The sequence below is a fragment of the Micromonospora sp. NPDC049114 genome (assembly GCF_040648635.1).
Classification (GTDB): domain Bacteria; phylum Actinomycetota; class Actinomycetes; order Mycobacteriales; family Micromonosporaceae; genus Micromonospora.
In genome coordinates this window covers 1,080,768-1,104,658 of record NZ_JBEZEA010000001.1, presented here as the reverse complement: position 1 = coordinate 1,104,658, position 23,891 = coordinate 1,080,768, and the positions used below count along the sequence as shown (strand labels likewise).

Genomic DNA, 23,891 nt, shown 5'->3' with positions numbered 1-23,891 from the left:
CACCCAGTCGCGAACGGAAGGCCGGTGCTGTGACCACGTCGAACTACGCGACCGAACGCGAGACCACCGAGGGTCGGGTCTTCACCGTCACCGGTGGGGACTGGGACACGGTCGTCTCGGGCACCGACCCGATCAACGACGAGCGGATCGTTGTCAACATGGGTCCGCAGCACCCGTCCACGCACGGGGTGCTGCGACTGATCCTGGAGCTGGAGGGCGAGACGGTCCGCGAGGCCCGCTCGGTCGTCGGCTACCTGCACACGGGCATCGAGAAGAACCTCGAATACCGCAACTGGGTCCAGGGTTCGACGTTCGTGACCCGGATGGACTACCTCGCCCCGATCTTCAACGAGACGGGTTACGCCCTCGCGGTCGAGAAGCTGCTCGGCATCACCGACGACATCACCGAGCGGGCCACCACCATCCGCGTGCTGATGATGGAGCTCAACCGGATCTCGTCGCACCTGGTCTGGCTGGCCACCACCGGCATGGAGCTGGGCGCGATCTCGATCATGCTGTACGGCTTCCGCGAGCGGGAGTACATCCTCGACATCTTCGAGACCATCACCGGCCTGCGGATGAACCACGCGTACGTCCGCCCGGGCGGTGTCGCGCAGGACGTGCCGGACGAGGCGATCGTCAAGATCCGCGAGTTCCTGAAGATGATGCCGAAGAAGCTCAAGGAGTACGAGGACCTGCTCTCCGGCCAGCCCATCTGGCTCGAACGGACGAAGAACGTCGCGGTGCTGGACGTGACCGGCTGCGTGGCGCTCGGCATCACCGGTCCGGTGCTGCGTTCGGCCGGGCTCGCCTGGGACCTGCGCAAGACCATGCCGTACTGCGGCTACGAGACGTACGAGTTCGACGTGCCGACCCACCCCGACGGCGACGTGTGGGGCCGCTACCAGGTGCGGCTCGCCGAGATCCGCGAGTCGATGAAGCTGGTCGAGCAGGCGTTGGACCGGCTGCGGCCGGGCCCGGTGATGGTCGCCGACCGCAAGATCGCGTGGCCCGCGCAGCTCGCCATCGGCGTCGACGGCATGGGCAACTCGCTGGAGCACGTCGCGAAGATCATGGGTCAGTCGATGGAGTCGCTGATCCACCACTTCAAGCTGGTGACCGAGGGTTTCCGGGTTCCGCCCGGCCAGGTGTACGTCGCCATCGAGGCGCCCCGGGGCGAGTTGGGCGTGCACGCGGTCTCCGACGGCGGCACCCGGCCGTACCGGGTGCACTACCGGGAGCCGAGCTTCGTCAACCTCCAGGCCCTCCCGGCGATGGCCGAGGGTGGCCTCATCGCCGACGTGATCGCCGGCGGCGCCTCGCTGGACCCCGTGATGGGTGGTTGTGACCGATGAGTGTTTTCACCGAAGAGACGCGGGAGCGGGCACGCGAGATCATCGCCCGCTATCCGGCGGACCGGTCCCGCTCGGCGCTGCTGCCGCTGCTGCACCTGGTCCAGTCCCAGGAGGGGTACGTGTCCCCGGCCGGGGTCACGTTCTGCGCCGAGGTGCTCGGGCTGAACAAGGCCCAGGTCGGCGCGGTGGCCACCTTCTACACGATGTACAAGCGCAAGCCCACCGGTGACTTCCTGGTCAGCGTCTGCACCAACACCATGTGCAACGTGCTGGGCGGCCAGGAGGTCTACGACACCCTCGTCGAGCATCTGGGTGTCGGGCACGACGAGACGACGGCGGACGGCACGATCACGCTGGAGCACGCCGAGTGCCTGGCGGCCTGCGACTACGGCCCGGTGATGACCGTCAACTACGACTTCTTCGACGGCGTGGACCCGTCCACGGCGGTCGGCGTGGTCGACGAGCTGCGCGCGGGTGGCCGGCCGATGCCGACCCGCGGGGCGCGGCTCTGCACGCTCAAGGAGATGGCGGTGCAGCTCGCCGGTTTCGCCGACGAGCGCGACGGCGCGGTAGCCGACGGCGGGCCGGGCGAGCCGACCCTGCAGGGTCTGCGGCTGGCGCAGGAGCACAACGTCTCGGTGCCGGGCTTCGACCCGAACACCCCGATCCGCAGCAAGGCCGAGGCCGACAAGGCCGCCGCCGAGGCGAAGGCGAAGGCGGAGGCCGCCAAGCCGGCGCCCGCCGAGGCCAGCGCGGCACCGGTAAAGGGTGGCGACGGGGCGTCCGCCCCGACCGGGGTCGCCGAGCCGGCGAAGCCGGAGGCCGCCACCGGCAGCACCGCACCCGACGTCAAGGCACCTGACGACAAGTCGCCGCAGGTGCGTGCCGCCGAGACCCGGCAGCCGGACGCGGGCACGGCGGTGCCGGACGCTCCTGGCACCAAGGTTCCGGTGGACGGCACCGGCACGGCGCCCGAAGCTGGCGACGCACGGTCGGCCGAGGCCGCCGGCGCGGCGGCCAACCCGCCGGCCGGCGACGGCAAGCCCGCCGGCGACGAAGCCGGGGCGCAGGAGCGCAACCTCACCGAAGCGAAGGCTGGGACGGACGCCGACGGCGCCGGATCGGCGGACGCGAGCGAAACGGGGGCCCAGAAGTGACCACTCCCCGCCCGGAGACGCTGGCCAAGCTGACGCCGGTGCTGACCAAGCGCTGGCTGTCGCCGGACGCCTGGCGGATCGGCACGTACGAGCAGCTCGACGGCTACGCCGCGCTGCGCAAGGCGCTCAAGGCACACCCGGACGACCTGATCCAGCTGATCAAGGATTCCGGTCTGCGCGGTCGGGGTGGCGCCGGCTTCCCCACCGGCCTCAAGTGGGGCTTCATCCCGCAGGGCGACGGCAAGCCGCACTACCTGGTGGTCAACGCCGACGAGGGCGAGCCGGGCACCTGCAAGGACCTGCCGCTGATGACCCACGACCCGCACGCGCTGGTCGAGGGCGTGATCATCGCGTCGTACGCGATCCGGGCCAGCCGCGCGTACATCTACATCCGGGGTGAGGCGGTGCACGCCGCGCGCCGGCTGCGCAACGCGGTCCAGGAGGCGTACGACAAGGGCTACCTCGGCCGGAACATCCTGCGCAGCGGCTACGACCTGGAGCTGGTGGTGCACTCCGGCGCCGGGGCGTACATCTGCGGCGAGGAGACGGCGCTGCTGGACTCGCTGGAGGGGTTCCGGGGTCAGCCCCGGCTGCGCCCGCCGTTCCCGGCCACCCACGGCCTGTACGCGAGCCCGACGGTGGTCAACAACGTCGGCACCATCGCCAGCGTGCCGCCGATCGTGCTCGGTGGCGCCGACTGGTGGAAGACCATGGGCACCGAGAAGTCCTCCGGTCCGATGATCTACTCGCTCTCCGGCCGCATCAACAACCCCGGCCAGTACGAGTGCTCGATGGGCATCACGCTGCGCGAGCTGCTGGAGCTGGCCGGTGGCATGCAGCCCGGCCACAACCTGAAGTTCTGGACCCCGGGCGGCTCGTCCACCCCGCTGCTCGCCGCCGAGCACCTGGACGTGCCACTGGACTTCGAGGGGGTGGCGGCGGCCGGCTCGATCCTCGGCACCACTGCCACGCAGATCTTCTCCGACCAGGACTGCCCGGTCTACGCGACGTACCGGTGGCTGGAGTTCTACCACCACGAGTCGTGCGGCAAGTGCACCCCGTGCCGCGAGGGCAACTACTGGATGGTCCGGGTCTACCGGCGGATCCTCTCGGGTCAGGGCACCCACGAGGACCTGGACACCCTTCTGGACACCTGCGACAACATCCTCGGCCGCTCGTTCTGCGGCCTCGGTGACGGTGCGACCAGCTCGGTGACCTCGTCGCTGAAGTACTTCAAGCAGGACTACCTCGACTACATCGAGGGACGTACCGCACCCAAGCTGTCGGAGAAGACCCTGGTAGGGGCGCACTGATGACCGACGTAGCCAAGCAGACCGAAACCGTCACGCTCACCATCGACGGCGTCGAGGTCACCGCCCCGAAGGGGACGCTGCTGATCCGGGCCGCCGAGCAGATGGGCACCGAGATCCCCCGGTTCTGCGACCACCCGCTGCTGGCCCCGGCCGGCGCGTGCCGCCAGTGCCTGGTCGAGGTGGAGGGGCAGCGCAAGCCGGTCGCCTCCTGCACCCAGACCGTCGCCGACGGCATGGTGGTCCGCACCCAGCTCACCTCGCCGGTCGCCAAGAAGGCGCAGGAGGGGGTGATGGAGCTGCTGCTGCTCAACCACCCCCTGGACTGCCCCATGTGTGACAAGGGCGGCGAGTGCCCCCTGCAGAACCAGGCGATGTCCACCGGCCGCACCGACTCGCGCTTCCACGAGCACAAGCGGGAGTACGAGAAGCCGATGGCGATCAGCAGCCAGGTGCTGCTGGACCGCGAGCGGTGCGTGCTGTGCCAGCGCTGCACCCGGTTCTCCGAGGAGATCGCCGGCGACAAGTTCATCGACCTGATGGGCCGGTCGTCCGCCGAGGAGATCAACATCTACCGGGACGACGCGTACGGCGAGGAGGGGGACGCCGGTGACGTGCCGTTCAACTCCTACTTCTCCGGCAACACCGTGCAGATCTGCCCGGTGGGCGCACTGACCGGCGCGCAGTACCGGTTCCGGGCCCGCCCGTTCGACCTGGTGTCCAGCCCGAGCGTCTGCGAGCACTGCTCGGCCGGCTGTGGGCAGCGCACCGACTGGCGGCGCGGCAAGGTGCTGCGCCGGCTCGCCGGTGACGAGCCGGCGGTGAACGAGGAGTGGAACTGCGACAAGGGCCGCTGGGGTTTCCAGTACACCCGCGCCGCCGACCGCCTGACCAACCCGCTGGTCCGCGACGAGCACACCGGTGAGCTGCGGGAGGCGTCCTGGAGTGAGGCGCTGACCCGGGCCGCCGAGGGGCTGCACGCGGCCCGTGAGGGCGGCCAGGGCACTGCGGTGCTCACCGGCGGTCGGCTGACCGTCGAGGACGCGTACGCGTACGCCAAGTTCGCCCGCGTCGCGCTGAACACCAACGACATCGACTTCCGGGCCCGGCCGGTCTCCCGCGAGGAGGCCGACTTCCTGGCCAGCTCGGTCGCCGGGGTCACCGACGTCACCTACACCGACGTGGAGAACGCGCCGGCGGTGGTGCTTGTCGGCCTGGAGCCGGAGGAGGAGTGCCCGATCCTCTTCCTGCGGCTGCGCAAGGCGTACCTCAAGAAGACCCTGACGGTGTACGCGCTGGCGCCGTTCGCCACCCGCGGCCTGGAGAAGCTCGGCGCCAAGCTGGCCCGGGTCGTGCCGGGCGAGGAGGCCAGCGTGCTCGCCGAGCACGCCACGGTCACCGAGGCGCTCAGCGCCCCGGGCGCGATCCTCATCGTCGGTGAGCGGCTGGCCACCGTGCCGGGCGGGCTCTCCGCCGCGGCCGACGTGGCCCGGCGTACCGGCGCGAAGCTGGCCTGGGTGCCGCGGCGCGCGGGTGACCGCGGCGCTGTCGACGCCGGCTGCCTGCCCAACCTGCTCCCCGGTGGCCGACTGGTCACCGAGCCGGCGGCGCGGGCCGAGCTGGGCGAGGCGTGGGACATCCCGGCCGGGGTGATCCCGAGCCAGGCCGGTCGGGACACCGACGGCATCCTCGCGGCGGCGGCCAATGGGCAGCTCGGTGCGCTGGTGGTCGGCGGTGTCGACCCGGCCGACCTGGCCGACCCGCGGCTGGCCGAGTCCGCTCTGGACGCGGTGCCGTTCCTGGTCAGCCTGGAGCTGCGCGCGAGCGCGGTAACCCGCCGGGCCGACGTGGTGCTGCCGGTGGCGCCGGTGGTCGAGAAGGCCGGCAGCTTCCTGGACTGGGAGGGCCGCCTGCGTCCGTTCGAGGCGGTGCTGAACACGGCCGCGATGACCGACGGCCGGGTGCTCGACGCGCTGGCCGCCCTGCTCGACGTGCGGCTCGGCACCGCCGACGTGCCGAGTGTGCGTCGCGAGCTGGGCTCGCTGCCGGCCACGCGCACGTCCCGGCCGTCCGCACCGTCGGTGTCGCCGGGGACGGTGCCGCACCCGCGTGCCGGGGAGGCAGTGCTGGCGACCTGGCACCAGCTGGTCGACCTCGGCACCCTGACCGACGGCGACGAGCACCTCGCCGGCACCGCCCGCCCGCCGGTCGTCCGGCTGGGCAAGGGCACCGCCGAGGCGCTCGGTGTCGCCGACGGGGACGCGGTCACGGTGGGCACCGACCGCGGGGCGCTGACCCTGCCGGCGGAGCTGACCGAGATGCCGGACGGCGTCGTCTGGCTGCCGACCAACTCACCCGGTTCGACAGTGCGGCGCAGCCTCGGGGCGGCATCCGGCACGGTCGTCCGGATCTCCGTTCCCGCACCGAGCGCTACCGTTCCGGCCGGGCGGGTCGCGGCGGACGAGGCCGGTCTCCCGGGTCCGCTGCTCAACACTGGGGGTAACCAGTGACTCCGTCACTCCTGGCCCAGGACCCGACGCTTGCCGACTTCGGTCGGGATCCGTGGTGGCTGGTCCTTGGCAAGATCGTCTTCGCGTTCGCCTTCGGTCTGCTGGCCACCCTGCTCGGTGTCTGGTTCGAGCGGCGTGTCGTGGGCTACATGCAGGTGCGGCCCGGCCCCAACCAGGTCGGCCCGTTCGGCCTGCTGCAGACCCTCGCCGACGGCCTCAAGATGGCCTTCAAGGAGGACATCCTGCCGAAGGCGGCCGACAAGGTCGTCTACTTCTTCGCCCCGACGATCTCGGTGATCTGCGCGGTCACCGCCCTGTCGGTGGTGCCGTTCGGCCCGATGGTGAGCATCGCCGGTCACCACACGCCGTTGCAGGTCACCGACGTGCCGGTGGCGGTGCTGCTGCTGCTGGCCTGCTCCTCGATGGGCGTCTACGGCATCGTGCTGGGCGGGTGGGCCTCCGGCTCGACGTACCCGCTGCTCGGCGGCCTGCGGTCGAGCGCCCAGATGATCTCGTACGAGGTCGCCATGGGACTCTCCATCGTGGCCGTCTTCATGACTGCCGGCACGATGAGCACGAGCGGGATCGTCGCCGCCCAGGGTGACGCGACCCGACTGACCATCGGCGGCTACGAGATCCCGGCGCCGGGCTGGTACGCGATCCTGCTGCTGCCCAGCTTCATCATCTTCTTCATCGCCACCGTCGGCGAGACCAACCGGGCGCCCTTCGACCTGCCCGAGGCCGAGTCGGAGCTGGTCGCCGGCTTCATGACGGAGTACAGCTCGCTGAAGTTCGCGCTCTTCATGCTCAGCGAGTACGTCGCCATGGTGACCATGTCCGCGGTCACCACCACGCTGTTCCTGGGGGGCTGGCGGGCGCCGTGGCCGATCACGCTGTGGGAGGGCGCCAACTCCGGTTGGTGGCCGATGCTCTGGTTCTTCGGCAAGGTGATCGCGCTGGTCTTCGTCTTCGTGTGGCTGCGTGGCACGCTGCCTCGGCTGCGCTACGACCAGTTCATGCGCTTCGGCTGGAAGGTGCTGCTGCCGATCAACCTGGTCTGGATCCTGGTCCTGTCGGGCCTGCGTTCCATCGAGGGTTGGGACTGGAAGGGCAAGGCGATCGCGGTCGGCATTCCGGCCGGCATCGCGCTGATCGCCACGCTCTTCTGGCCGAGTCGGAGGCCGCAGCCGACGCCGACGACGCAGGAACAGGTCGACAACCGGCCGTACGGGAGCTTCCCGTTGCCGCCGATGGATCTACAGGTACCACCGAGCCCGCGTATCACGCGCGTGGTCGCCGAGCGGGAGCCGGCCAACATCGTCGCCGGCTCGGACTCCAGGGAGGTGTGACGTGGGCGCGATCACCGGAACGTTCAAGGGATTCGGTGTCACCTTCTCGCACATGTTCAGGAAGGTCGTCACCACCGACTATCCGTTCAAGCCGCCGGTGTCGGCGCCGCGCTACCACGGGCGGCACATCCTCAACCGGCACCCGGACGGCCTGGAGAAGTGCATCGGCTGCGAGCTGTGCGCCTGGGCCTGCCCGGCGGACGCGATCTACGTCGAGGGCGGCGACAACACCGACGAGCAGCGTTTCTCGCCCGGTGAGCGGTTCGCCAGCACCTACCAGATCAACTACGCGCGGTGCATCTTCTGCGGGCTCTGCATCGAGGCCTGCCCGACCCGTTCGCTCACGATGAGCAACGAGTACGAGCTGGCCCGGGACAACCGGCAGGACCTGATCTTCACGAAGGAGCAGCTGCTCGCTCCGCTGCTCGAGGGCATGGAGCAGCCGCCGCACCCGATGCGACTGGGCGACAGCGAGAAGGACTACTACGTCGGCGCGCTGGACAACCCGGGCACCTCCGCCGGTGCCGAGACGTCCCCCATGGGTCCCGGCCGCTACCAGGTCGAGGAGCACCCCGGCGTGACGTTCCCGGGTGCCGAGCAGGCCGCCCAGCGCGCGGCGGCCGGCAAGGGAGAGGGAGCATGACCACGTCTACGGTGCTGGCCGCGGCGGGCGGTGTGTCCGGCGGCGAGGAGGTCACCTTCTGGATCCTCGCGCCGCTCGCGCTCATCGGCGCGATCGGGATGGTGGCGGCCCGCAACGCGGTGCACTCGGCGCTCTGGCTGGTGCTCACGATGCTCTGCCTGGGCGTGTTCTACGTGCTCCAGGCCGGGCCGTTCATCGGCATGGTGCAGATCATCGTCTACACCGGCGCGATCATGATGCTCTTCCTGTTCGTGCTGATGCTGGTCGGCCGGGACGCCTCCGACTCCCTGATCGAGACGCTGCGCGGCCAGCGGGTCGCCGCGATCCTGCTGGGGCTCGGCTTCGCCGGCCTGGTCGGCACCGCCGTCTACAACGCCATGGACAAGACCACTGCGGTCGGCCTGGACGAGGCCAACGCCGAAGGCAACGTGCAGGGCATCGCCCGGCTGCTGTTCACCAAGTACGTCTTCGCGTTCGAGCTGACCTCGGCGCTGCTGATCACCGCGGCGGTCGGCGCCATGGTGCTCGCGCACATCGAGCGGCGTAAGCAGGACAAGGTCGACCAGGTGTCGACCATGCGGGCGCGCTTCGCGCCGGGCAACTACCCCGGACCCAAGCCGGGCCCCGGCGTCTTCGCCACCTCCTCCTCGGTGGCCACCCCGGCACGGTTGCCGGACGGCCGGCTCACCGAGCGGAGCACGCCGGACATCCTGCCGGTCCGCGAGCTGACCGCGCAGGAGACCACGCTGAAGGGGACCGACAGGTGAGCGCGAGGAGTGCAGCGAAGCGGAGCCCCGCAGTCGCGAACGAAAGGCTGGCCCAGCGATGACACCCAATCATTACCTCGTGCTGGCGGCGGTGCTGTTCACCATCGGCGCGTCCGGGGTGCTCGTCCGGCGCAACGCGATCGTGCTGTTCATGTGTGTCGAGCTGATGCTCAACGCGGCCAACCTGACGCTGGTCACCTTCAGCCGTATCAACGGTGACCTCAACGGCCAGATCATGGCGTTCTTCGTGATGGTGGTGGCCGCGGCCGAGGTCGTCGTCGGCCTCGCGATCATCATGTCCATCTTCCGGACCCGGCGCTCGGCGAGTGTCGACGACGCCAACCTGCTCAAGTACTAAGGGGCAAGCGAGTGGAAGAGACTGTGCAGTACGCAGAGGCCACGGGCTTGCTCGGCAGCGTCTGGCTGCTGGTGGCGATCCCGCTGGTCAGCGCGGCCATCCTGCTGCTGCTCGGCCGGCGGGCCGACCGCTGGGGGCACTGGTTGGGCGTCGCGGCCATCGGCGCCGCGTTCGTGCTCGGGCTGGCGTCCTTCTTCCAGCTGCGCGGCCTGGAGAACAAGTCGGCCGAGCTGAGCCTCTGGGACTTCATCGCGGTCGGTGACCTGCGGGTCGACTTCGGTCTGCTGTTCGACCCGCTGGCCGCGGTCTTCGTCCTCCTGATCACGGGCGTCGGATTCCTGATCCACCTGTACGCCGTCGAGTACATGGCGCACGACGCGGGTCGCCGCCGGTTCTTCGCGTACTTCAACCTGTTCGTCGCGGCCATGCTGCTGCTGGTGCTCGGCAACAACTACGTGATGCTGTACTTCGGCTGGGAGGGCGTCGGTCTGGCGTCGTACCTGCTGATCTCCTTCTGGTACGGGCGGCCGAGCGCCGCCACGGCCGGCAAGAAGGCGTTCCTGATGAACCGGGTCGGCGACACCGGCCTCGCCATCGGCATCTTCATCATGTTCGCGACCCTGGGCACCACCCAGTACGACGAGGTGTTCAACGGTGTCGGCGCGCTGACCGGCACCACGGTCCTGGTGCTCGGCCTGCTGCTGCTGCTCGGTGCGGCCGGTAAGTCCGGCCAGTTCCCGCTCCAGGCGTGGCTGCCGGACGCGATGGAGGGCCCCACCCCGGTGTCGGCGCTCATCCACGCCGCCACGATGGTCACCGCCGGCGTCTACCTGATCGCCCGGTCGAACCCGATCTTCTCCGCCAACTCGACGCTCCAGCTCGTGGTGGTCAGCGTCGGTGCGCTCACCCTGCTGATGGGCTGCATCATCGGCGCGGCGAAGGACGACATCAAGCGGGTGCTGGCCTGGTCGACGGTCAGCCAGATCGGCTACATGTTCCTCGGCGTCGGCCTGGGCGGTGGCGCGTACGCGCTGGCCATCGTGCACCTGCTGGCGCACGGCTTCTTCAAGGCCAACATGTTCCTGGGCGCCGGCTCGGTCATGCACGGGATGAAGGACCAGGTGGACATCCGCCGCTTCGGTGGGCTGTCGACGTACATGAAGGTCACCTGGCTGACGTTCATGATGGGCTGGCTGGCCATCATCGGCATGTTCCCGTTCTCGGGCTTCTTCTCGAAGGAGCCGATCATCGTGGCCGCCTTCGAGCGGGACGACTGGACCGCCTGGCTCTTCGGTGGTGCTGCGCTGCTCGGCGCCGGGCTGACCGCGTTCTACATGACGCGGCTGTTCGTGCTCACCTTCCACGGCCCGAAGCGGTGGACCGAGGACATCGAGCACCCGCACGAGTCGCCGAAGCTGATGACCATCCCGCTGATCCTGCTGGCGGTCGGTTCGGTCGGCGCCGGCTTCCTGCTCTCCACGTCCGTTCCGGACTGGCTGACCTCCACCGCCGGCCTGGGCGGTGAGCACGCCGAGCACGAGCCGGTCCTCTCGCACCTCGTGATCACCACGCTGTCGCTGCTGGTGACCGTGCTCGGCGCCGGCCTCGCCTGGTTCCTGTTCCGGGCCGGTACGGCCACCGCGCCGCAGCCGGCCGGGGTGCTGGTCACCGCCGCCCGCCGCAACCTCTACACCGACGCGGTCAACGAGGCGGTCTTCGAGAAGCCGGGCATCTTCCTCACCCGGGCGCTGGTCTTCCTCGACAACCGGGGCATCGACGGGCTGGTCAACGGTCTCGCCGCTGGCGTCGGCGGCGGTTCGGGCCGGCTCCGGCGGCTGCAGACCGGTTTCGTCCGCTCGTACGCCACCTCGATCCTGGCCGGTGCGCTGCTGGTGATGGCGGCGTTCCTGGCGGTGCAGGCGGGGTGGTTGGCGTGATCGACCTGAATACGCCCGCCCCCGCCGGCGGACCACGCATCCACGACGGAGGTAAGGCCGCATAATGTCCAACTTCCCGTTCCTCTCGGTGCTCACCGTGGCGCCGCTGGTGGGCGCCCTGGTGGTGGCCTTCCTGCCGCGCCACCGGCCGGAGCTGGCCAAGCAGGTGGCGTTCGTCTGGTCGCTGCTGGTGCTGGTGCTCTCGGTGGTGATGTGGGTCAGCTTCAACGCGGGCGGTGACCGGTTCCAGTTCCGGGAGTCGTACACCTGGATCCCGAACTGGGGCGTCAGCTTCACCTTCGCCGCCGACGGCATCGCGCTGGTGATGCTCATGCTGATCGCGGTGCTGGTGCCGCTGGTGATCCTGGCCTCCTGGCACGACGCGGAGTCCTCCAAGCGGTCCATTCCGGTCTACTTCGCGCTGCTGCTGATCCTCGAGAGCACGATGATCGGCGTCTTCGCCGCCGCCGACGTCTTCCTGTTCTACGTGTTCTTCGAGGTCATGCTGGTGCCGATGTACTTCCTGATCGGCAGCTACGGAGGTCACCAGCGGCAGTACGCGGCGGTGAAGTTCTTCCTCTACTCGCTGGTCGGCGGCCTGTTCATGCTGGCCGCGGTGATCGGCCTCTGGGTGGTCGGCGGGAAGACCTTCGACTGGCAGGCGCTCTCGCAGGTGGACATCAGCACCGGCACCGAGCGGTGGCTGTTCCTCGGCTTCTTCCTCGCGTTCGCCATCAAGGCCCCGTTCTTCCCGTTCCACACCTGGCTGCCGGACGCCGGTGGTGCCGCCCCGGCGGGCGCCGCCGCGCTGCTGGTCGGCGTGCTGGACAAGGTCGGCACGTTCGGGATCCTGCGCTACTGCCTGCCGCTGTTCCCAGAGGCGTCGAAGTGGTTCGCGCCGTGGGCGCTGGCGCTGGGCGTGATCGGCATCATCTACGCGGCGCTGCTGGCGGTCGGCCAGAACGACCTCAAGCGGCTCGTGTCGTACACGTCGATCGCGCACTTCGGGTTCATCGGGGTGGGCATCTTCGCCTTCACCACGCAGGCCGGCACGGGCGCGGTGCTCTACATGCTCAACCACGGTCTGGCCACCGGCCTGCTGTTCCTGGTGGTCGGCATGCTGATCTCCCGGCGCGGCTCGTCGTTGATCAGTGACTTCGGTGGCGCCGGCAAGCTGGTCCCGGTGCTCGCCGGCGTGCTGTTCTTCGCCGGTCTCGCCTCGCTCGCGCTGCCCGGCACCGCGCCGTTCATCTCCGAGTTCCTGGTGCTGATCGGCACCTTCACGGTGAACAAGCCGGTGGCTGTCATCGCCACTGTCGGCATCATCCTGGCGGCGGCGTACGTGCTGTGGATGGTGCAGCGCACCACGCAGGGCACGCTCAATCCGGCGCTGACCGAGGTCGACGGGATGCGCCGGGACCTCAACCTGCGCGAGAAGGTGGTGGTCGCCCCGCTGATCGCGCTGATCGTGCTGCTCGGCTTCTATCCCAAGCCGGTCACCGATGTGATCAACCCGGCCGTCCAGGCGACCATGGACGACATCGGCAGAACCGACCCGGCCCCGTCCCTGGGCGGCACCGTCCAGGAGGCGCGCCGGTGAGCGCGAGGAGTGCAGCGAAGCGGAGCCCCCGGCGCCCGCGCGAGGAGAGAGCGAAGCGAGCCCCGCAGTCGCGGGCAGAGGCTTGCGCAGTCGCGAACGGAAGGCTGGCCCAGTGACCGAGTTGAAATTGCCGTCGCTCGACTACGCGGCACTCGCCCCGATCATGATCATGCTGGGCACCGCGTTGCTCGGTGTGCTTGTCGAGGCGTTCGTGCCGCGGCGCTCGCGGCACGTGGTGCAGCTGACGCTGGCGCTGCTGGCCGTCCTCGCCGCGCTGACCATGGTGGTCCTCAACGCCGACGACCGGCTCGTCACGGCCGGTCAGGCCATCGCGGTGGACGGGCCGACGCTCTTCCTCCAGGGCGCCATCCTGGTGCTGGCCGCGATGGCGCTGCTGCTGATCGGTGACCGTACCGTCGAGCGGGGCGGCGCGTTCGTCGCCCAGGCCGCGGTGACCGCCGAGTCCGCCGACGACCGGAAGCAGGCCGAGGGGCGCAACGGGCTCACCGAGGTATACCCGCTCATCACGTTCGCGATCGGCGGCATGCTGATCTTCGTGGCGGCGAACGACCTGCTGACCATGTTCATCGCGCTGGAGGTCTTCTCCCTGCCGCTGTACCTGCTCTGCGCGCTGGCCCGCCGCCGGCGTCTGCTGAGCCAGGAGGCGGCGATGAAGTACTTCCTGCTCGGCGCGTACGCCTCGGCGTTCTTCCTGTTCGGGGTGGCCCTGATCTACGGCTTCACCGCAGGTGTTCCGGGCCGTTCGGCAGGTGTCGACTTCGCCACCGTCAACGCGGCGGTCAGCGAGTCGCCGGCCAGCCAGGTGCTGCTCTTCGCCGGCATGGCGCTGCTCGCCATCGGTCTGCTCTTCAAGGCCGCTGCCGCCCCGTTCCACGTGTGGACGCCGGACGTCTACCAGGGTGCGCCGACGCCGATCACTGGTTTCATGGCCGCCTGCACCAAGGTCGCGGCGTTCGGCGCGCTGCTGCGCGTCTTCCACGTCGCGTTCGAGGGCGGGGGCTGGGACTTCACGCCGGTGCTCGGTGCGGTGGCGGTGCTGACCATGCTGGTCGGCGCGGTGCTGGCGGTCACCCAGACGGACATCAAGCGGCTGCTCGCGTACTCCTCGATCGCCAACGCCGGCTACCTGCTGGTCGGTGTGCTGGCGCCGAGCCGGGACGGGCTCTCCGGCACGATGTTCTACCTGGTCGCGTACGGCTTCTCGGTGCTGGCCGCGTTCGCGGTGGTGACCCTGGTGCGCGACGCCGACGGCGAGGCCACCCACCTGTCCCGCTGGGCCGGGCTGGGACGGCGCTCGCCGTTCTACGCCGGGCTGTTCACGTTCATCCTGCTCGCGTTCGCCGGTATCCCGCTGACCAGCGGCTTCACCAGCAAGTTCGCGGTCTTCGGGCCGGCGCTGGACGGCGGTCAGGCCTGGCTCGTCATCGCGGGTGTGCTGACCAGCATGGTGCTGGCGTTCCCGTACCTGCGGGTCGTGGTGATGATGTGGCTGTCCGAGCCGGGCGAGTCCACGCCGACGGTCACCGTGCCGGGCGGCCTCACGTCCGCCGCGCTGATGGTCGGCGTGCTGGCCACCCTGGTGCTGGGTGTCGCCCCTGGTCCGTTGCTCGACCTGGCTACCGGAGCCGCAGAATTCGTGCGGTGAGACGTACCTCGGACACCGGGGGTCGGCGCGCGGACGCGTGCCGGCCCCCGCTGCGTATCCCCGACCCGGAGCAGGTCGAACGGGTGTGGCATGGTTGATGGTGTGGTGATTCCGGCTGGCGAGCGTTCAGGTGCCACCGGTTCCGGCGGTCGCCGGGGTCGGGCGAGCACGAGTCAGTTCGGCGCGCTCGGCCTTCATCTTGCCGATCCCCGCGTCGAGGCGTCCGTGCTGGGGCTGCTGGACGCGGTCGAGATCGAGCTGCGCGCCAGTGTGGCCAGCGCCGACCCGTTCGTCACGGAGGCTGCCCGGCACCTCCTGGAGGCCGGCGGGAAGCGGTTCCGGCCGCTGCTGGTGGCGCTCGGCGCACAGTTCGGCGATCCGTCGGGCGCGCAGGTGGTCCCGGCGGCCGTGGTGATGGAGCTCACCCACCTGGCCACCCTCTACCACGACGACGTGATGGACGAGGCCGCCGTGCGGCGGGGCGCACCGAGCGCCAACTCGCGCTGGACCAACTCGGTCGCCATCCTGGTCGGCGACTACCTCTTCGCCCGCGCCGCGGACATCGCGGCCGATCTGGGCCCCGAGGCCGTCCGGTTGCAGGCGCGCACCTTCGCCCGGCTGGTGCACGGTCAGATCGCGGAGACGGTGGGCCCGCGCGCCGGGGAGGACCCGGTCGCGCACTACCTGAGCGTGATCGCCGAGAAGACCGGCTCGCTGATCGCCACGTCGGTCCGGTTCGGCGGCATGTTCGGTGGCGCCCCCGCCGAGCAGGTCGAGGCGCTCGCCGGTTACGGCGAGACGATCGGCGTCGCGTTCCAGCTCACCGACGACCTGCTGGACATCGCGTCCGAGTCGGTGCAGTCGGGCAAGACGCCCGGCACGGACCTGCGCGAGGGTGTCCCGACGCTGCCGGTGCTCTACGCCCGTGCGGCCGACGACTCCGACGCGGCGTCGGTGCGGCTGCGGGAGATCCTGGCGACCGGCCCGTTGACCGACGACGCGCTGCACGCCGAGGCCCTGGGGCTGCTCCGGGAGAGCCCGGCGCTCAAGCGCGCCCGGGAGACCGTCCGCAGCTACGCCGAGGACGCCCGCGCGCGCCTGGCGCCGCTCCCGGCGAGCGCGTCCCGCCAGGCGCTGGAGTCGCTCTGCGACTACATCGCCGACCGCACCAGCTAACCTCCCATCCGGTCCGTCCCCCGGTTGATCGTGAAGTTACCGCCCCGACACGTCGTGTGATCGGGCAACAACTTCATGGTCACGCGCGGGTTGGGGGTGCGGCGGCTGTCAGTAGGCGGCTGCCCATCAGCATCAGGGCGGCGGCGAGCAGCATCGCCACCGCCGCCGTGACCCACATGGTCGGATAGCCGAAGTGGGCGGCGAGGGGGCCGAGGCTCAGCGGGCCGAGGCAGCCGCCCGCGTACACCCCGGTCTGCGTGATCGAGGTGGCGGCGGCCGGAGCCTGCGGATGCAGCCGGACCACCGCGAAGTTCACCAGGCCGGGCCACGCCCAGCCGAGGCCGAAGCCGAGCACCACGCCGGCCACCAACGGCACCGGACCGGCCACCGCGAGCAGACCGAGCCCGGCCGCCCCGACCACCAGCATCGCGGCGATGAGGGCGACGTGCCCGCTGGCCCGGCGGTCGGCCAGTCCGCCGGCACCCACCCGGGCGGCCACGCAGACCGCGCTGCCCAGCGTCAGGGTGAGGCCGGCGAGGCCCGGCGACAGACCCCGGGCGGCGGCCGAGTCCACCAGGAAGGTGCCCAGCGCGTTGGCCGCGCCCGCCGCCAACGTCGCCGCCGCGCCGATCACCACCAGGGCCGTCGTGGCCCGGCCCGCGCGTGCCGCGTCGGCCCGTCGGTCCCGGCCGGGCAGTTGCCGGGGTACGGCCGGCAGCGTCGTCAGCGCCGCGACCGCTGCGGCCACGAACGCCCAGCGCCAACCGGCGGTGAGCGCGATGGTGGGCACCGCCGCGCCGGCCAGCAGGGTGGAGACCGGAATGGCCGCCTGCTTCACACCGAACGACAGCCCCTGCCGGTTCGGGGGCACGTGCTGGGCCAGCGCTGCGTTGCTGGCGAGTTGGCCGAGGGCGTTCGCTGCGGCGCTGAGCGCCAGCAGGGCGAGCAGCACCTCGTACGAGCGGGCGAACACCGCCACGGCCAGCATGGACCCGGAGGCCAGCACGATGCCGCTGCGGGCCACCACTGCCGGCCCGTACCGCTCGACGAGCCGGCCCGACGGCACCGAGGCCAGCGCGCTCACGCCGAAGTAGACGGACACGGCCAGGCCCAGCCCGGCCGGGGAGAAGTCGAGGTCGGCTCCCATCTGCACGGCGAGGCCGCCGAGCAGGAAGACGGGCAGTACGCAGGCCACGGTGGTGGCGACGGCACCGGCGCTGGCCCGGATCGGGCGGGTGCGGGTGCGGTCTTCAGCGGGGGTGAGGGCGGTGTCGGTCATCGTCCGGCAAACCTACGCGAGTCAGGCTCAGACCACTCCTGGTGACCATCGGCCTACAAGGAGTGGATGGTGATCTGGCATCCTCGACCCGAACAGGCATTTCGCGCCCGGCCTGTTTTTCATATGGTGTAAGTCCCCGGCGGCGGAGGTGGTTGTGCGCGACCCCTTGGCAGAACCCTCGGACCTGATCCGCAGCGTGTCCCGAGCCCTGCGGGTGCTCGAGTCGGTCGGTCGCGCCCCGAAGGGCCTGACCGTCAAGCAGATCGCCCGACGGTGCGAGCTGACCGTGGCCACCACCTACCACCTGGTCCGCACCCTCGCCTACGAGGGCTACGTGATCCGTCGCGAGGACGGCACGTACATCGTGGGGCTGGAGGTGGCCGACCGCTACCGCGAGCTGGTGACCGCGTTCCGGGGCCCGCCGGTGGTCGGTGAGACGTTGCGCCGGGCCGCCGTGGACACCGGCTACAGCCACTACCTGGGCCGCTTCGTCGGCGGTCAGGTCGCCATCACCGCGGTGGCCGAGGGGCACCGCTCGCCCTACCTGGAAGACCTGGTTCCCGGCTTCGACGAGGGGGCGCACGCGACGGCCCTCGGCAAGTCCCTGCTCGCCACTCTCACCACCGAGCAGCGTTTCCGCTACCTGCGCGAGTACGGCATGCGCCCGTTCACCACCGCCACGCTGACCACCACCGAGGCGTTCGAGGCCGACCTGGCCGCCGGCGACCGACGCGGGATGCAGCTGGAGCTGGGGCAGTTCCGCCAGGGCGTGGCCTGCGCGGCGGTGCTCGTCACGCCGGACAAGGACATGGAACGCCGGGTCGTACTGGCCTGCGCCCTGCCGGCGAGCGAGATGATGACGTCCGCGCGCGTCGTCCGGGCCAAGCTGCTCACCGTCGCCCGCACGGTCGCCGACGGCATCGCCTCCGACCACTGACCCACCGGATACCGAAAGGCCCTCTCCCGGGCTGGGAGAGGGCCTCTCGGGGCGGTCCAGCGCCGAACCGCCTGGGGGAACGTCAGCGGCCCGCCGGCCGCGGGGGCACCGTCAGCTGCCCACCGGGCCGCCGTCGAGACGCCAGGTGACCACCACGCCCGGCTTGGCGTAGTCGCCGTCCGGCCAGTTCGAGGCCGGGTTCTCCACCGACGCGCCGGTGATCTCACCCGGGTGCTGCACCGCGACGAACACCGAGCGGTTGTCGCCGGTGATGAACGGGCCGCAGGTCTCCGCACCGAGTGGCACGGTCAGGAACTGCTTGAGGTGACCCTTCTCCGGACCCTCGACGGCGGTGGCGAAGAGGCCGTCGTTGCTGCCCAGCGCGTTGCCGTCGGTGGAGATCCACAGGTTGCCGGTGGCGTCGAAGGCGACGTTGTCCGGGCAGGAGATCGGGGAGACCTTGGTCTTGTCGTACCCGGAGAAGAAGGTCGACGGGTCGGTCGGGTCGCCGCACACGATCGGCAGCGACCAGGCGAAGGTCTCCGAGGTGTTGTCGTTGCGGTCCTCGACCAGCTCCAGGATCTGCCCGTGCTTGTTGGCGTTGCGCGGGTTGGCCTCGTCGGCCGTCGCCTTGCCGGCCTTGCCGCGGTCGGTGTTGTTGGTCAGCGCCACGTAGACCTTGCCGGTGAGCAGGCTCGGCTCGACGTCCTCCGGGCGGTCCATCTTGGTCGCCCCGACCTTGTCGCCGGCGAGCCGGGTGAAGGTCAGCACGTCCGCGGCGGTCATCCCGTCGACGAACGAGCGGTTACCGCTGACCAGCTTGATCCAGCGCCCACGACCGTTGAACGCGCCGTCGGCGGGGACGTTGCCCGAGCCGTCGATCTCGCCCGCGCTGGTCTGGTCGAGCTGCGCGACGTAGAGCGTGCCGGACTCCAGCAGCGTGAGGTTGTGCTTGCGGGCCGCCCACGAGTTGCCCTTGAGGAACTTCTTGTCCGAGACGAACTTGTAGAGGTAGTCGAACCGCTCGTCGTCGCCCATGTACGCGACCACGTGCCCGTCCTTGGCGACGATGACGTTCGCGCCCTCGTGCTTGAAGCGGCCCATCGCCGTGTGCTTGCGCGGGCGGCTCTCCGGGTCGAACGGGTCGATCTCGACGATCCAGCCGAACCGGTGCGCCTCGTTGGGGTGCTTGGCCAGGTCGAAACGCTCGTCGGCGCGCTCCCACTTACGGCTGCCGCTGGGGTAGCGGGACGCGGTGGTGATGCCGTAGCGGTCCAGCTTCGGCTTGAGGTCGGCCGGAGCGGCGTCCGCGCCGACGAAGTACTGGTTGAAGTTCTCCTCGCCGGAGAGCACCGTCCCCCACGGGGTCACGCCACCGGAGCAGTTGTTCAGCGTGCCGACGACCGTACGACCCCTGGGGTCGGCGGCGGTCTTCAGCCAGGCCGAGCCGGCGGCCGGGCCGGTCAGGTCGAACGTGGTGCCCAGGGCGGTGACCCGCCGGTTGTACGGCCGGCGACCGTTGTCCACGGGCTTCCACTGCCCGGTGCCGGCGACCCGCTCCAACTCCACCACGGACATGCCGTGCGCGGCCATCGCCGTGCGCAGCTGCTCCACGGAGAGCCCGTCCAGGCCGGGAAAGCCGGGGAACATCAGGTCCTCGTTGGTGTACTCGTGGTTGACCACGAGCAGCGCCCGCCTGCCCTGCCTGTCCAGCGGCAGCACCCCGACGAAGTCGTTGTTGTAACCGAACTGCTTCGACTGGGCGGCGGCGGTCTGGTGGTGCAGATTGAACTCCGGCGCCCCCGGCAGCACCGCGTCGCCCCACTTGATCACCACGGCGTGGTCGTAGCCGTTCGGCACGACAAGGGTGTCCAATTTGTTCGGCGGGATCGGCTTGAAAGTCAGCGCGCCGCTGCCGACACCCGTGGTGGGACGGCCGAAGCCGAAGTTTTCCGGCACGTCCGGGGTGGCGGGGGCCGCGGCGGCGGCGGGGGCCGCGCCGGCCAGCGCGCCGGCCGCCGCGCCACCGAAGCCGAGGACCAGGGCGCCGACCGCGCCGGCCCGGACGACGCCGCGCCGGGAGACCTCCGCGTTCACCACGTCCCCGAAGTACGCGTTGTCCGACGTGTTCGGGACGGGGTGGTCACAGGCGTTGCCGCAGCGGTACAGACAGGTCATGGCATCACGGGTGCCGTGACGGTTGCCGGTCAACAGGGGGAGCAGCCGGGGACGGTCGCTCATGGAAGTGGCCTCCAGGAAAGTCGGTGGCACGACAGGCGGCGTACCAGCCGGACGCTAGGAGGACGTGGTGAGCGGTCGTCGGCCGCAGTGTGAACCAGGCGTGAACACCTGCGCGGGCACCAGCGGTCTGACCTCGGTCTGAACCGTTCGGCGTGACCGCACGTATTCCCGAGCGGACACACCGCCGGACGCGCGCCGGAAGTGAGGAGACCGCCATCAGCGACCATGACGCCCAACTGCTGCGGGCGCTGCACGACGAGCACGCGGAGGCGCTGTACGCACACGCCCTGCGGCTGGTCAACGGCGACCGGCAGCGGGCCGAGGACCTGGTGCAGGAGACGCTGCTGCGGGCCTGGCGGCACCCCGAGTCCCTCGACCCGCGACGCGGCTCCGTACGCGCCTGGCTGTTCACCACCGCCCGTAACCTGGCCATCGACGCCTGGCGGCGACGGTCCACCCGGGTCGGCGAGGTGTTCACCGACGAGCTGCCCGAGCCGCCCGAAGTGGTCGACGAGGCGGAGCGCGCGGTGGAGGCGTGGACCGTCGCCGAGGCCTTGAACCGGCTCAGTCCCACCCACCGTGAAGTGCTTGTCGAATGCTTCTACCAGGGACGGTCGGTGGCCGAGGCGGCATCGAGGCTGGGCGTACCGCCGGGCACGGTGAAGTCGCGCACCCACTACGCCCTGCGCTCACTACGGTTGGTCCTGGCCGAGATGGGGGTGACGGGATGACTCGGTGCGAGTTCGCGCACGACGACGGCGCGTACGTGCTGGGCGCCCTGGCCCCCGCCGAACGGGCGGCCTACGAGCGGCACCTCGCCGGCTGCGCCTCCTGCCGGGACGCGGTCGCCGAGATCGCCGTCCTGCCGGGACTGCTCGGTCGTCTCGACCCTGCGGGTCTGGAGCAGTTCCTGCCGCCGCCGTCCCCGCCCCGGGTGCCCGCGCTGCTCGAGGAGGCCCGGAACCGCCGGCGCCGCGAGCGTGCAGCGACCCGTCGGCGGTACGCCCTCACGACGCTGGCCGCCGCCGCGCTCGCCCTCGTGGTGGGTGTCGGCACGGCCGCGGTGCTGCCCCGACCGGTCGCCCCACCGGTGACCCCGGGCGCACAGGGCACCCACCCCGGCCCGCAGGTGTCGATGGTCGCCATGCGGCCGGTGGCGACAGCCGGGCCGGTGCACGCCGAGATCGGGCTGGCCGGCAGCAAGTGGGGCACCGAGGTGACCATGCACTGCGGGTACGACGCGCGGACGAGCTACGGCAAGGCGTACCCGTTCCGGCTGGTGGCCCACGGCCCGAACGGCAGCAGCGAGCAGATCGGCTCCTGGCTGGCCGCCCCCGGCGACGACCTCAGCTTCACCGGCGTCACCCGCTTCACCGACGCCGAGCTGGTCAGCGTGGAACTCCAACGTTCCGACGGCACCCCCCTGCTCACCTACGCAGTCCCGTAACCCCGCCCGCCCTTCGCCGCCTCCCGCGACCCCGCCCGCCCTTCGCCGCGATCTTGCACTTTCTGTCGTCCCGTAACGGGTCAAGAACCGCAAATCGACGACACAAACTGCAAGATCGCGGGGCGGGGGCGGGGTGCGGGGTGGGGCGGGGCGGGGTGGGGGTGTGGGGTGGGGCGGGGTGTGGGTTAGGGGGTTGGGACGGGGCTGGGGAGGCGTGGGGTGCTTCTGGAGTGGCGGGCCTGGCGAATGGCGTCGGCGGTGAAGACGACCAGGGCCAGCCAGACCAGTGCGAAGCCGGCGAGGCGGGCCGGCGGCATCGGCTCGTGGAAGATCAGCACGCCGCAGGCGAGCTGGAGGATCGGCGCCAGGTACTGGATCATCCCGAGGCCGGTCAGTGGCAACCGGTTGGCAGCCCCGGCGAAGAGCAGCAGCGGAATCGCGGTGGCCGCGCCGGCCAGCACCAGCAGCGCGGTGTGCCCGGCCGAGACGTGCCCGAAGGTCAACCCGCCATGCCGGCTCAGCCAGGCGAGATAGCCCAGCGCGGGCAGCGCCAGCACCGCCGACTCGACGAAGAGCCCCTCGGCGGCGGGCAACCCGAGCTGCTTCTTGATCAGGCCGTAGCCGGCGAAGCTGAACGCCAGGCTCAGGGCCAGCCAGGGCAGCCGGCCGTAGTCGACGGCGAGCACCGCGACGGCCGACGCGCCGATGCCCAGCGCCACCCACTGCGCCGGGCGGAGTCGTTCCCGCAGCACCGTCACCCCGAGCAGCACCACCACGAGGGGGTTGATGAAGTAGCCGAGCGCGGTCTCCACCACCCGGTTGGAGCTGACTCCATAGATGTAGATGCCCCAGTTGATGGCGATCAGCGCGGACGCGGCGACGATCCCGGCGACCGTCCGGCGGCGGCGTAGCAGCGCCCGCAGGAAGCCGATGTTGCGCAGCGCGCCGAGCAGCAGGGCCACGAAGAGCACCGACCAGACGATCCGGTGGGCCAGGATCTCCAGCGGGCCGGTGGGTCGCAGCAGCTTGAAGTAGAGCGGAAAGAAACCCCAGAGCAGGTACGCGCCGATGCCGTAGAGGTATCCCAGGCGGAGTGGCGTCACGCCTCCACCGTAAGGGGTGAACCTCCGCTTTGTTCCTTTCCGGTGATCGGCGTCACCGGTGGGCGCCGGTCGAGCTGCATCCACCGCTGCGGAACGTCCAACGGGGTGAAGCCGACCCGCGCGTACACCTCGTGCGCGTCGCTGGTCGACAGCAGAATCCGGCGTACGCCCAGCTCGGCGAGGTGGTCGCGGACCGCGCCGGCCAGCCAACCGCCCAGCCCGCGGCCCCGGGAGGCACGGTCGACGTACACGTCGCAGAGCCAGGCGAAGGTGGCGCCGTCGGTGACCACCCGGGCCACCGCCACCTGGTGGCCGTCCCCGGGTCGGTAGACGCCGAACGGGAGTGACCCGGCGAACGCCCGCACCACCGTCTCCCGGTCACGCCCCAGCGCCCAGTAGGCGTCGGTGGACAGCCAGTGGTGGATCCGGTCCAGGTCGAGCCGGGCGGGGTCGGTGCTGATCAGGTGGCCGTCGGAGCGGGTCAGCGAGAACACGTCTGTGAGGCTAACCAACCCGATCGGCTCGCCGGCCCGCCAATTCCCGAACTCTGGTCACCGGACCGCCCGGCCCATCGGGGGCCGGGCGGTCCGGGTCGGTGGTGGTCGGTCGCCGTCAGTCCCGGTCGAGAACGGCGCCCAGGATCCAGGTCACGATGCTCACGAACAGGGCGCCGAGCACGGCGGCCGGCCAGAAGCCGTCCACCGAGAACGGCAACCCGGCCTGGTCGGCGATCCAGCTCGTGAGCAGGAACAGCAGCCCGTTCACCACCAGCGCGATGAGACCCAGGGTGAGCAGGTAGAAGCCGCAGCCGACGGTCTTGATGACCGGCTGGAGCACCGCGTTGACGACGCCGAAGATCACCGCCACCAGGATCAGCGTGGTGACCGTCTCCACTGCCGAGGTCGACTCCAGGTCGATGCCCGGAATGAGCAGTGTGGCCAACCAGAAGGCCAGCGCCGTGGTGGCCAGCCGAATCAGCAACCCTTTCAGAAAACCCATGGCCGGGATCGTGCCACGGACCACTCACCGGCGTAACCCACCAGTTGACCATCCACG

20 protein-coding genes are annotated in these 23,891 nt (G+C 70.6%); 15 read left to right on the top strand and 5 right to left on the bottom strand.

All coding sequences use genetic code 11. From position 1 onward, the window contains the following. Nucleotides 1-29 precede the first annotated feature (29 nt). The 12 genes from AB0B39_RS05230 (at nt 30) to AB0B39_RS05175 (ending at nt 15,828) form a co-directional block, all read left to right on the top strand. Nucleotides 30-1,355 (top strand): NADH-quinone oxidoreductase subunit D, encoded by a 1,326-nt coding sequence (locus AB0B39_RS05230; protein ID WP_234584613.1) that lies wholly within the window; start codon nt 30-32, stop codon nt 1,353-1,355. After that, on the top strand, nt 1,352-2,512 hold the full coding sequence (gene nuoE, locus AB0B39_RS05225; protein ID WP_357573547.1) for an NADH-quinone oxidoreductase subunit NuoE: 1,161 nt from the start codon (nt 1,352-1,354) through the stop codon (nt 2,510-2,512). Before AB0B39_RS05230 ends, nuoE begins: the two co-directional genes overlap by 4 nt. Next, a complete protein-coding gene (gene nuoF, locus AB0B39_RS05220; RefSeq protein WP_234584607.1) occupies nt 2,509-3,825 on the top strand; it encodes an NADH-quinone oxidoreductase subunit NuoF in 1,317 nt (438 codons plus the stop codon). Before nuoE ends, nuoF begins: the two co-directional genes overlap by 4 nt. Then, nucleotides 3,825-6,332 carry an NADH-quinone oxidoreductase subunit G gene (locus AB0B39_RS05215; protein ID WP_357573546.1) on the top strand — a complete coding sequence of 836 codons (2,508 nt, stop codon included), beginning with the start codon at nt 3,825-3,827 and terminating at the stop codon, nt 6,330-6,332. The genes nuoF and AB0B39_RS05215 overlap by 1 nt, the downstream gene beginning before the upstream one ends. Further along, nucleotides 6,329-7,681: an NADH-quinone oxidoreductase subunit NuoH gene (gene nuoH, locus AB0B39_RS05210; protein ID WP_357573545.1), complete on the top strand. Its 1,353-nt coding sequence runs from the start codon at nt 6,329-6,331 to the stop codon at nt 7,679-7,681. The genes AB0B39_RS05215 and nuoH overlap by 4 nt, the downstream gene beginning before the upstream one ends. Nucleotide 7,682: 1 nt before the next feature. Next, nucleotides 7,683-8,324: an NADH-quinone oxidoreductase subunit NuoI gene (nuoI, locus tag AB0B39_RS05205; protein ID WP_234584599.1), complete on the top strand. Its 642-nt coding sequence runs from the start codon at nt 7,683-7,685 to the stop codon at nt 8,322-8,324. Beyond that, nucleotides 8,321-9,091: an NADH-quinone oxidoreductase subunit J gene (locus tag AB0B39_RS05200; protein ID WP_357573544.1), complete on the top strand. Its 771-nt coding sequence runs from the start codon at nt 8,321-8,323 to the stop codon at nt 9,089-9,091. Before nuoI ends, AB0B39_RS05200 begins: the two co-directional genes overlap by 4 nt. 58 nt (nt 9,092-9,149) lie before the next feature. Then, on the top strand, nt 9,150-9,449 hold the full coding sequence (gene nuoK / locus AB0B39_RS05195; RefSeq protein ID WP_357491189.1) for an NADH-quinone oxidoreductase subunit NuoK: 300 nt from the start codon (nt 9,150-9,152) through the stop codon (nt 9,447-9,449). A gap of 11 nt (nt 9,450-9,460) precedes the next feature. Next, the gene (nuoL, locus tag AB0B39_RS05190) at nt 9,461-11,386 is read left to right on the top strand and encodes an NADH-quinone oxidoreductase subunit L (protein ID WP_357491187.1); all 1,926 of its coding nucleotides are present in this window, start codon (nt 9,461-9,463) and stop codon (nt 11,384-11,386) included. A 64-nt stretch (nt 11,387-11,450) separates the two neighbouring features. Beyond that, on the top strand, nt 11,451-12,986 hold the full coding sequence (locus AB0B39_RS05185) for an NADH-quinone oxidoreductase subunit M (RefSeq protein WP_357573543.1): 1,536 nt from the start codon (nt 11,451-11,453) through the stop codon (nt 12,984-12,986). Nucleotides 12,987-13,098: 112 nt separating this feature from the next. Then, nucleotides 13,099-14,652 carry an NADH-quinone oxidoreductase subunit NuoN gene (gene nuoN, locus AB0B39_RS05180; protein ID WP_234584574.1) on the top strand — a complete coding sequence of 518 codons (1,554 nt, stop codon included), beginning with the start codon at nt 13,099-13,101 and terminating at the stop codon, nt 14,650-14,652. A 90-nt stretch (nt 14,653-14,742) separates the two neighbouring features. Further along, nucleotides 14,743-15,828, top strand: a complete 1,086-nt coding sequence (locus AB0B39_RS05175; protein ID WP_234584573.1) for a polyprenyl synthetase family protein — start codon at nt 14,743-14,745, stop codon at nt 15,826-15,828. 79 nt (nt 15,829-15,907) lie between these two features. On the opposite strand, the gene AB0B39_RS05170 is transcribed toward AB0B39_RS05175, so the two are convergent. After that, a complete protein-coding gene (locus AB0B39_RS05170; RefSeq protein ID WP_357491184.1) occupies nt 15,908-17,107 on the bottom strand; it encodes an MFS transporter in 1,200 nt (399 codons plus the stop codon). Between the two features lie 154 nt (nt 17,108-17,261). Here AB0B39_RS05170 and AB0B39_RS05165 point away from each other — a divergent pair, with 154 nt between their 5' ends. Then, the gene (locus AB0B39_RS05165) at nt 17,262-18,044 is read left to right on the top strand and encodes an IclR family transcriptional regulator C-terminal domain-containing protein (protein ID WP_234584571.1); all 783 of its coding nucleotides are present in this window, start codon (nt 17,262-17,264) and stop codon (nt 18,042-18,044) included. Between the two features lie 111 nt (nt 18,045-18,155). On the opposite strand, the gene AB0B39_RS05160 is transcribed toward AB0B39_RS05165, so the two are convergent. Beyond that, nucleotides 18,156-20,285, bottom strand: coding sequence for a PhoX family phosphatase (locus AB0B39_RS05160; RefSeq protein ID WP_357573542.1), 2,130 nt, complete (start codon nt 20,283-20,285; stop codon nt 18,156-18,158). A 215-nt stretch (nt 20,286-20,500) separates the two neighbouring features. Here AB0B39_RS05160 and AB0B39_RS05155 point away from each other — a divergent pair, with 215 nt between their 5' ends. Beyond that, nucleotides 20,501-21,016 (top strand): sigma-70 family RNA polymerase sigma factor, encoded by a 516-nt coding sequence (locus AB0B39_RS05155; RefSeq protein WP_266249813.1) that lies wholly within the window; start codon nt 20,501-20,503, stop codon nt 21,014-21,016. Continuing rightward, on the top strand, nt 21,013-21,732 hold the full coding sequence (locus tag AB0B39_RS05150) for a zf-HC2 domain-containing protein (RefSeq protein WP_357491179.1): 720 nt from the start codon (nt 21,013-21,015) through the stop codon (nt 21,730-21,732). Before AB0B39_RS05155 ends, AB0B39_RS05150 begins: the two co-directional genes overlap by 4 nt. Nucleotides 21,733-21,917: 185 nt before the next feature. On the opposite strand, the gene rarD is transcribed toward AB0B39_RS05150, so the two are convergent. From rarD to AB0B39_RS05135, 3 genes are all read right to left on the bottom strand, one after another. Beyond that, on the bottom strand, nt 21,918-22,835 hold the full coding sequence (gene rarD / locus AB0B39_RS05145) for an EamA family transporter RarD (RefSeq protein ID WP_357491177.1): 918 nt from the start codon (nt 22,833-22,835) through the stop codon (nt 21,918-21,920). Then, nucleotides 22,832-23,329 (bottom strand): GNAT family N-acetyltransferase, encoded by a 498-nt coding sequence (locus AB0B39_RS05140; RefSeq protein ID WP_357491175.1) that lies wholly within the window; start codon nt 23,327-23,329, stop codon nt 22,832-22,834. Before AB0B39_RS05140 ends, rarD begins: the two co-directional genes overlap by 4 nt. 118 nt (nt 23,330-23,447) lie before the next feature. Beyond that, entirely contained in the window at nt 23,448-23,834 is a 387-nt protein-coding gene (locus tag AB0B39_RS05135; protein ID WP_234584566.1) for a phage holin family protein, read from the bottom strand. Between the last annotated feature and the right edge of the window lie 57 nt (nt 23,835-23,891).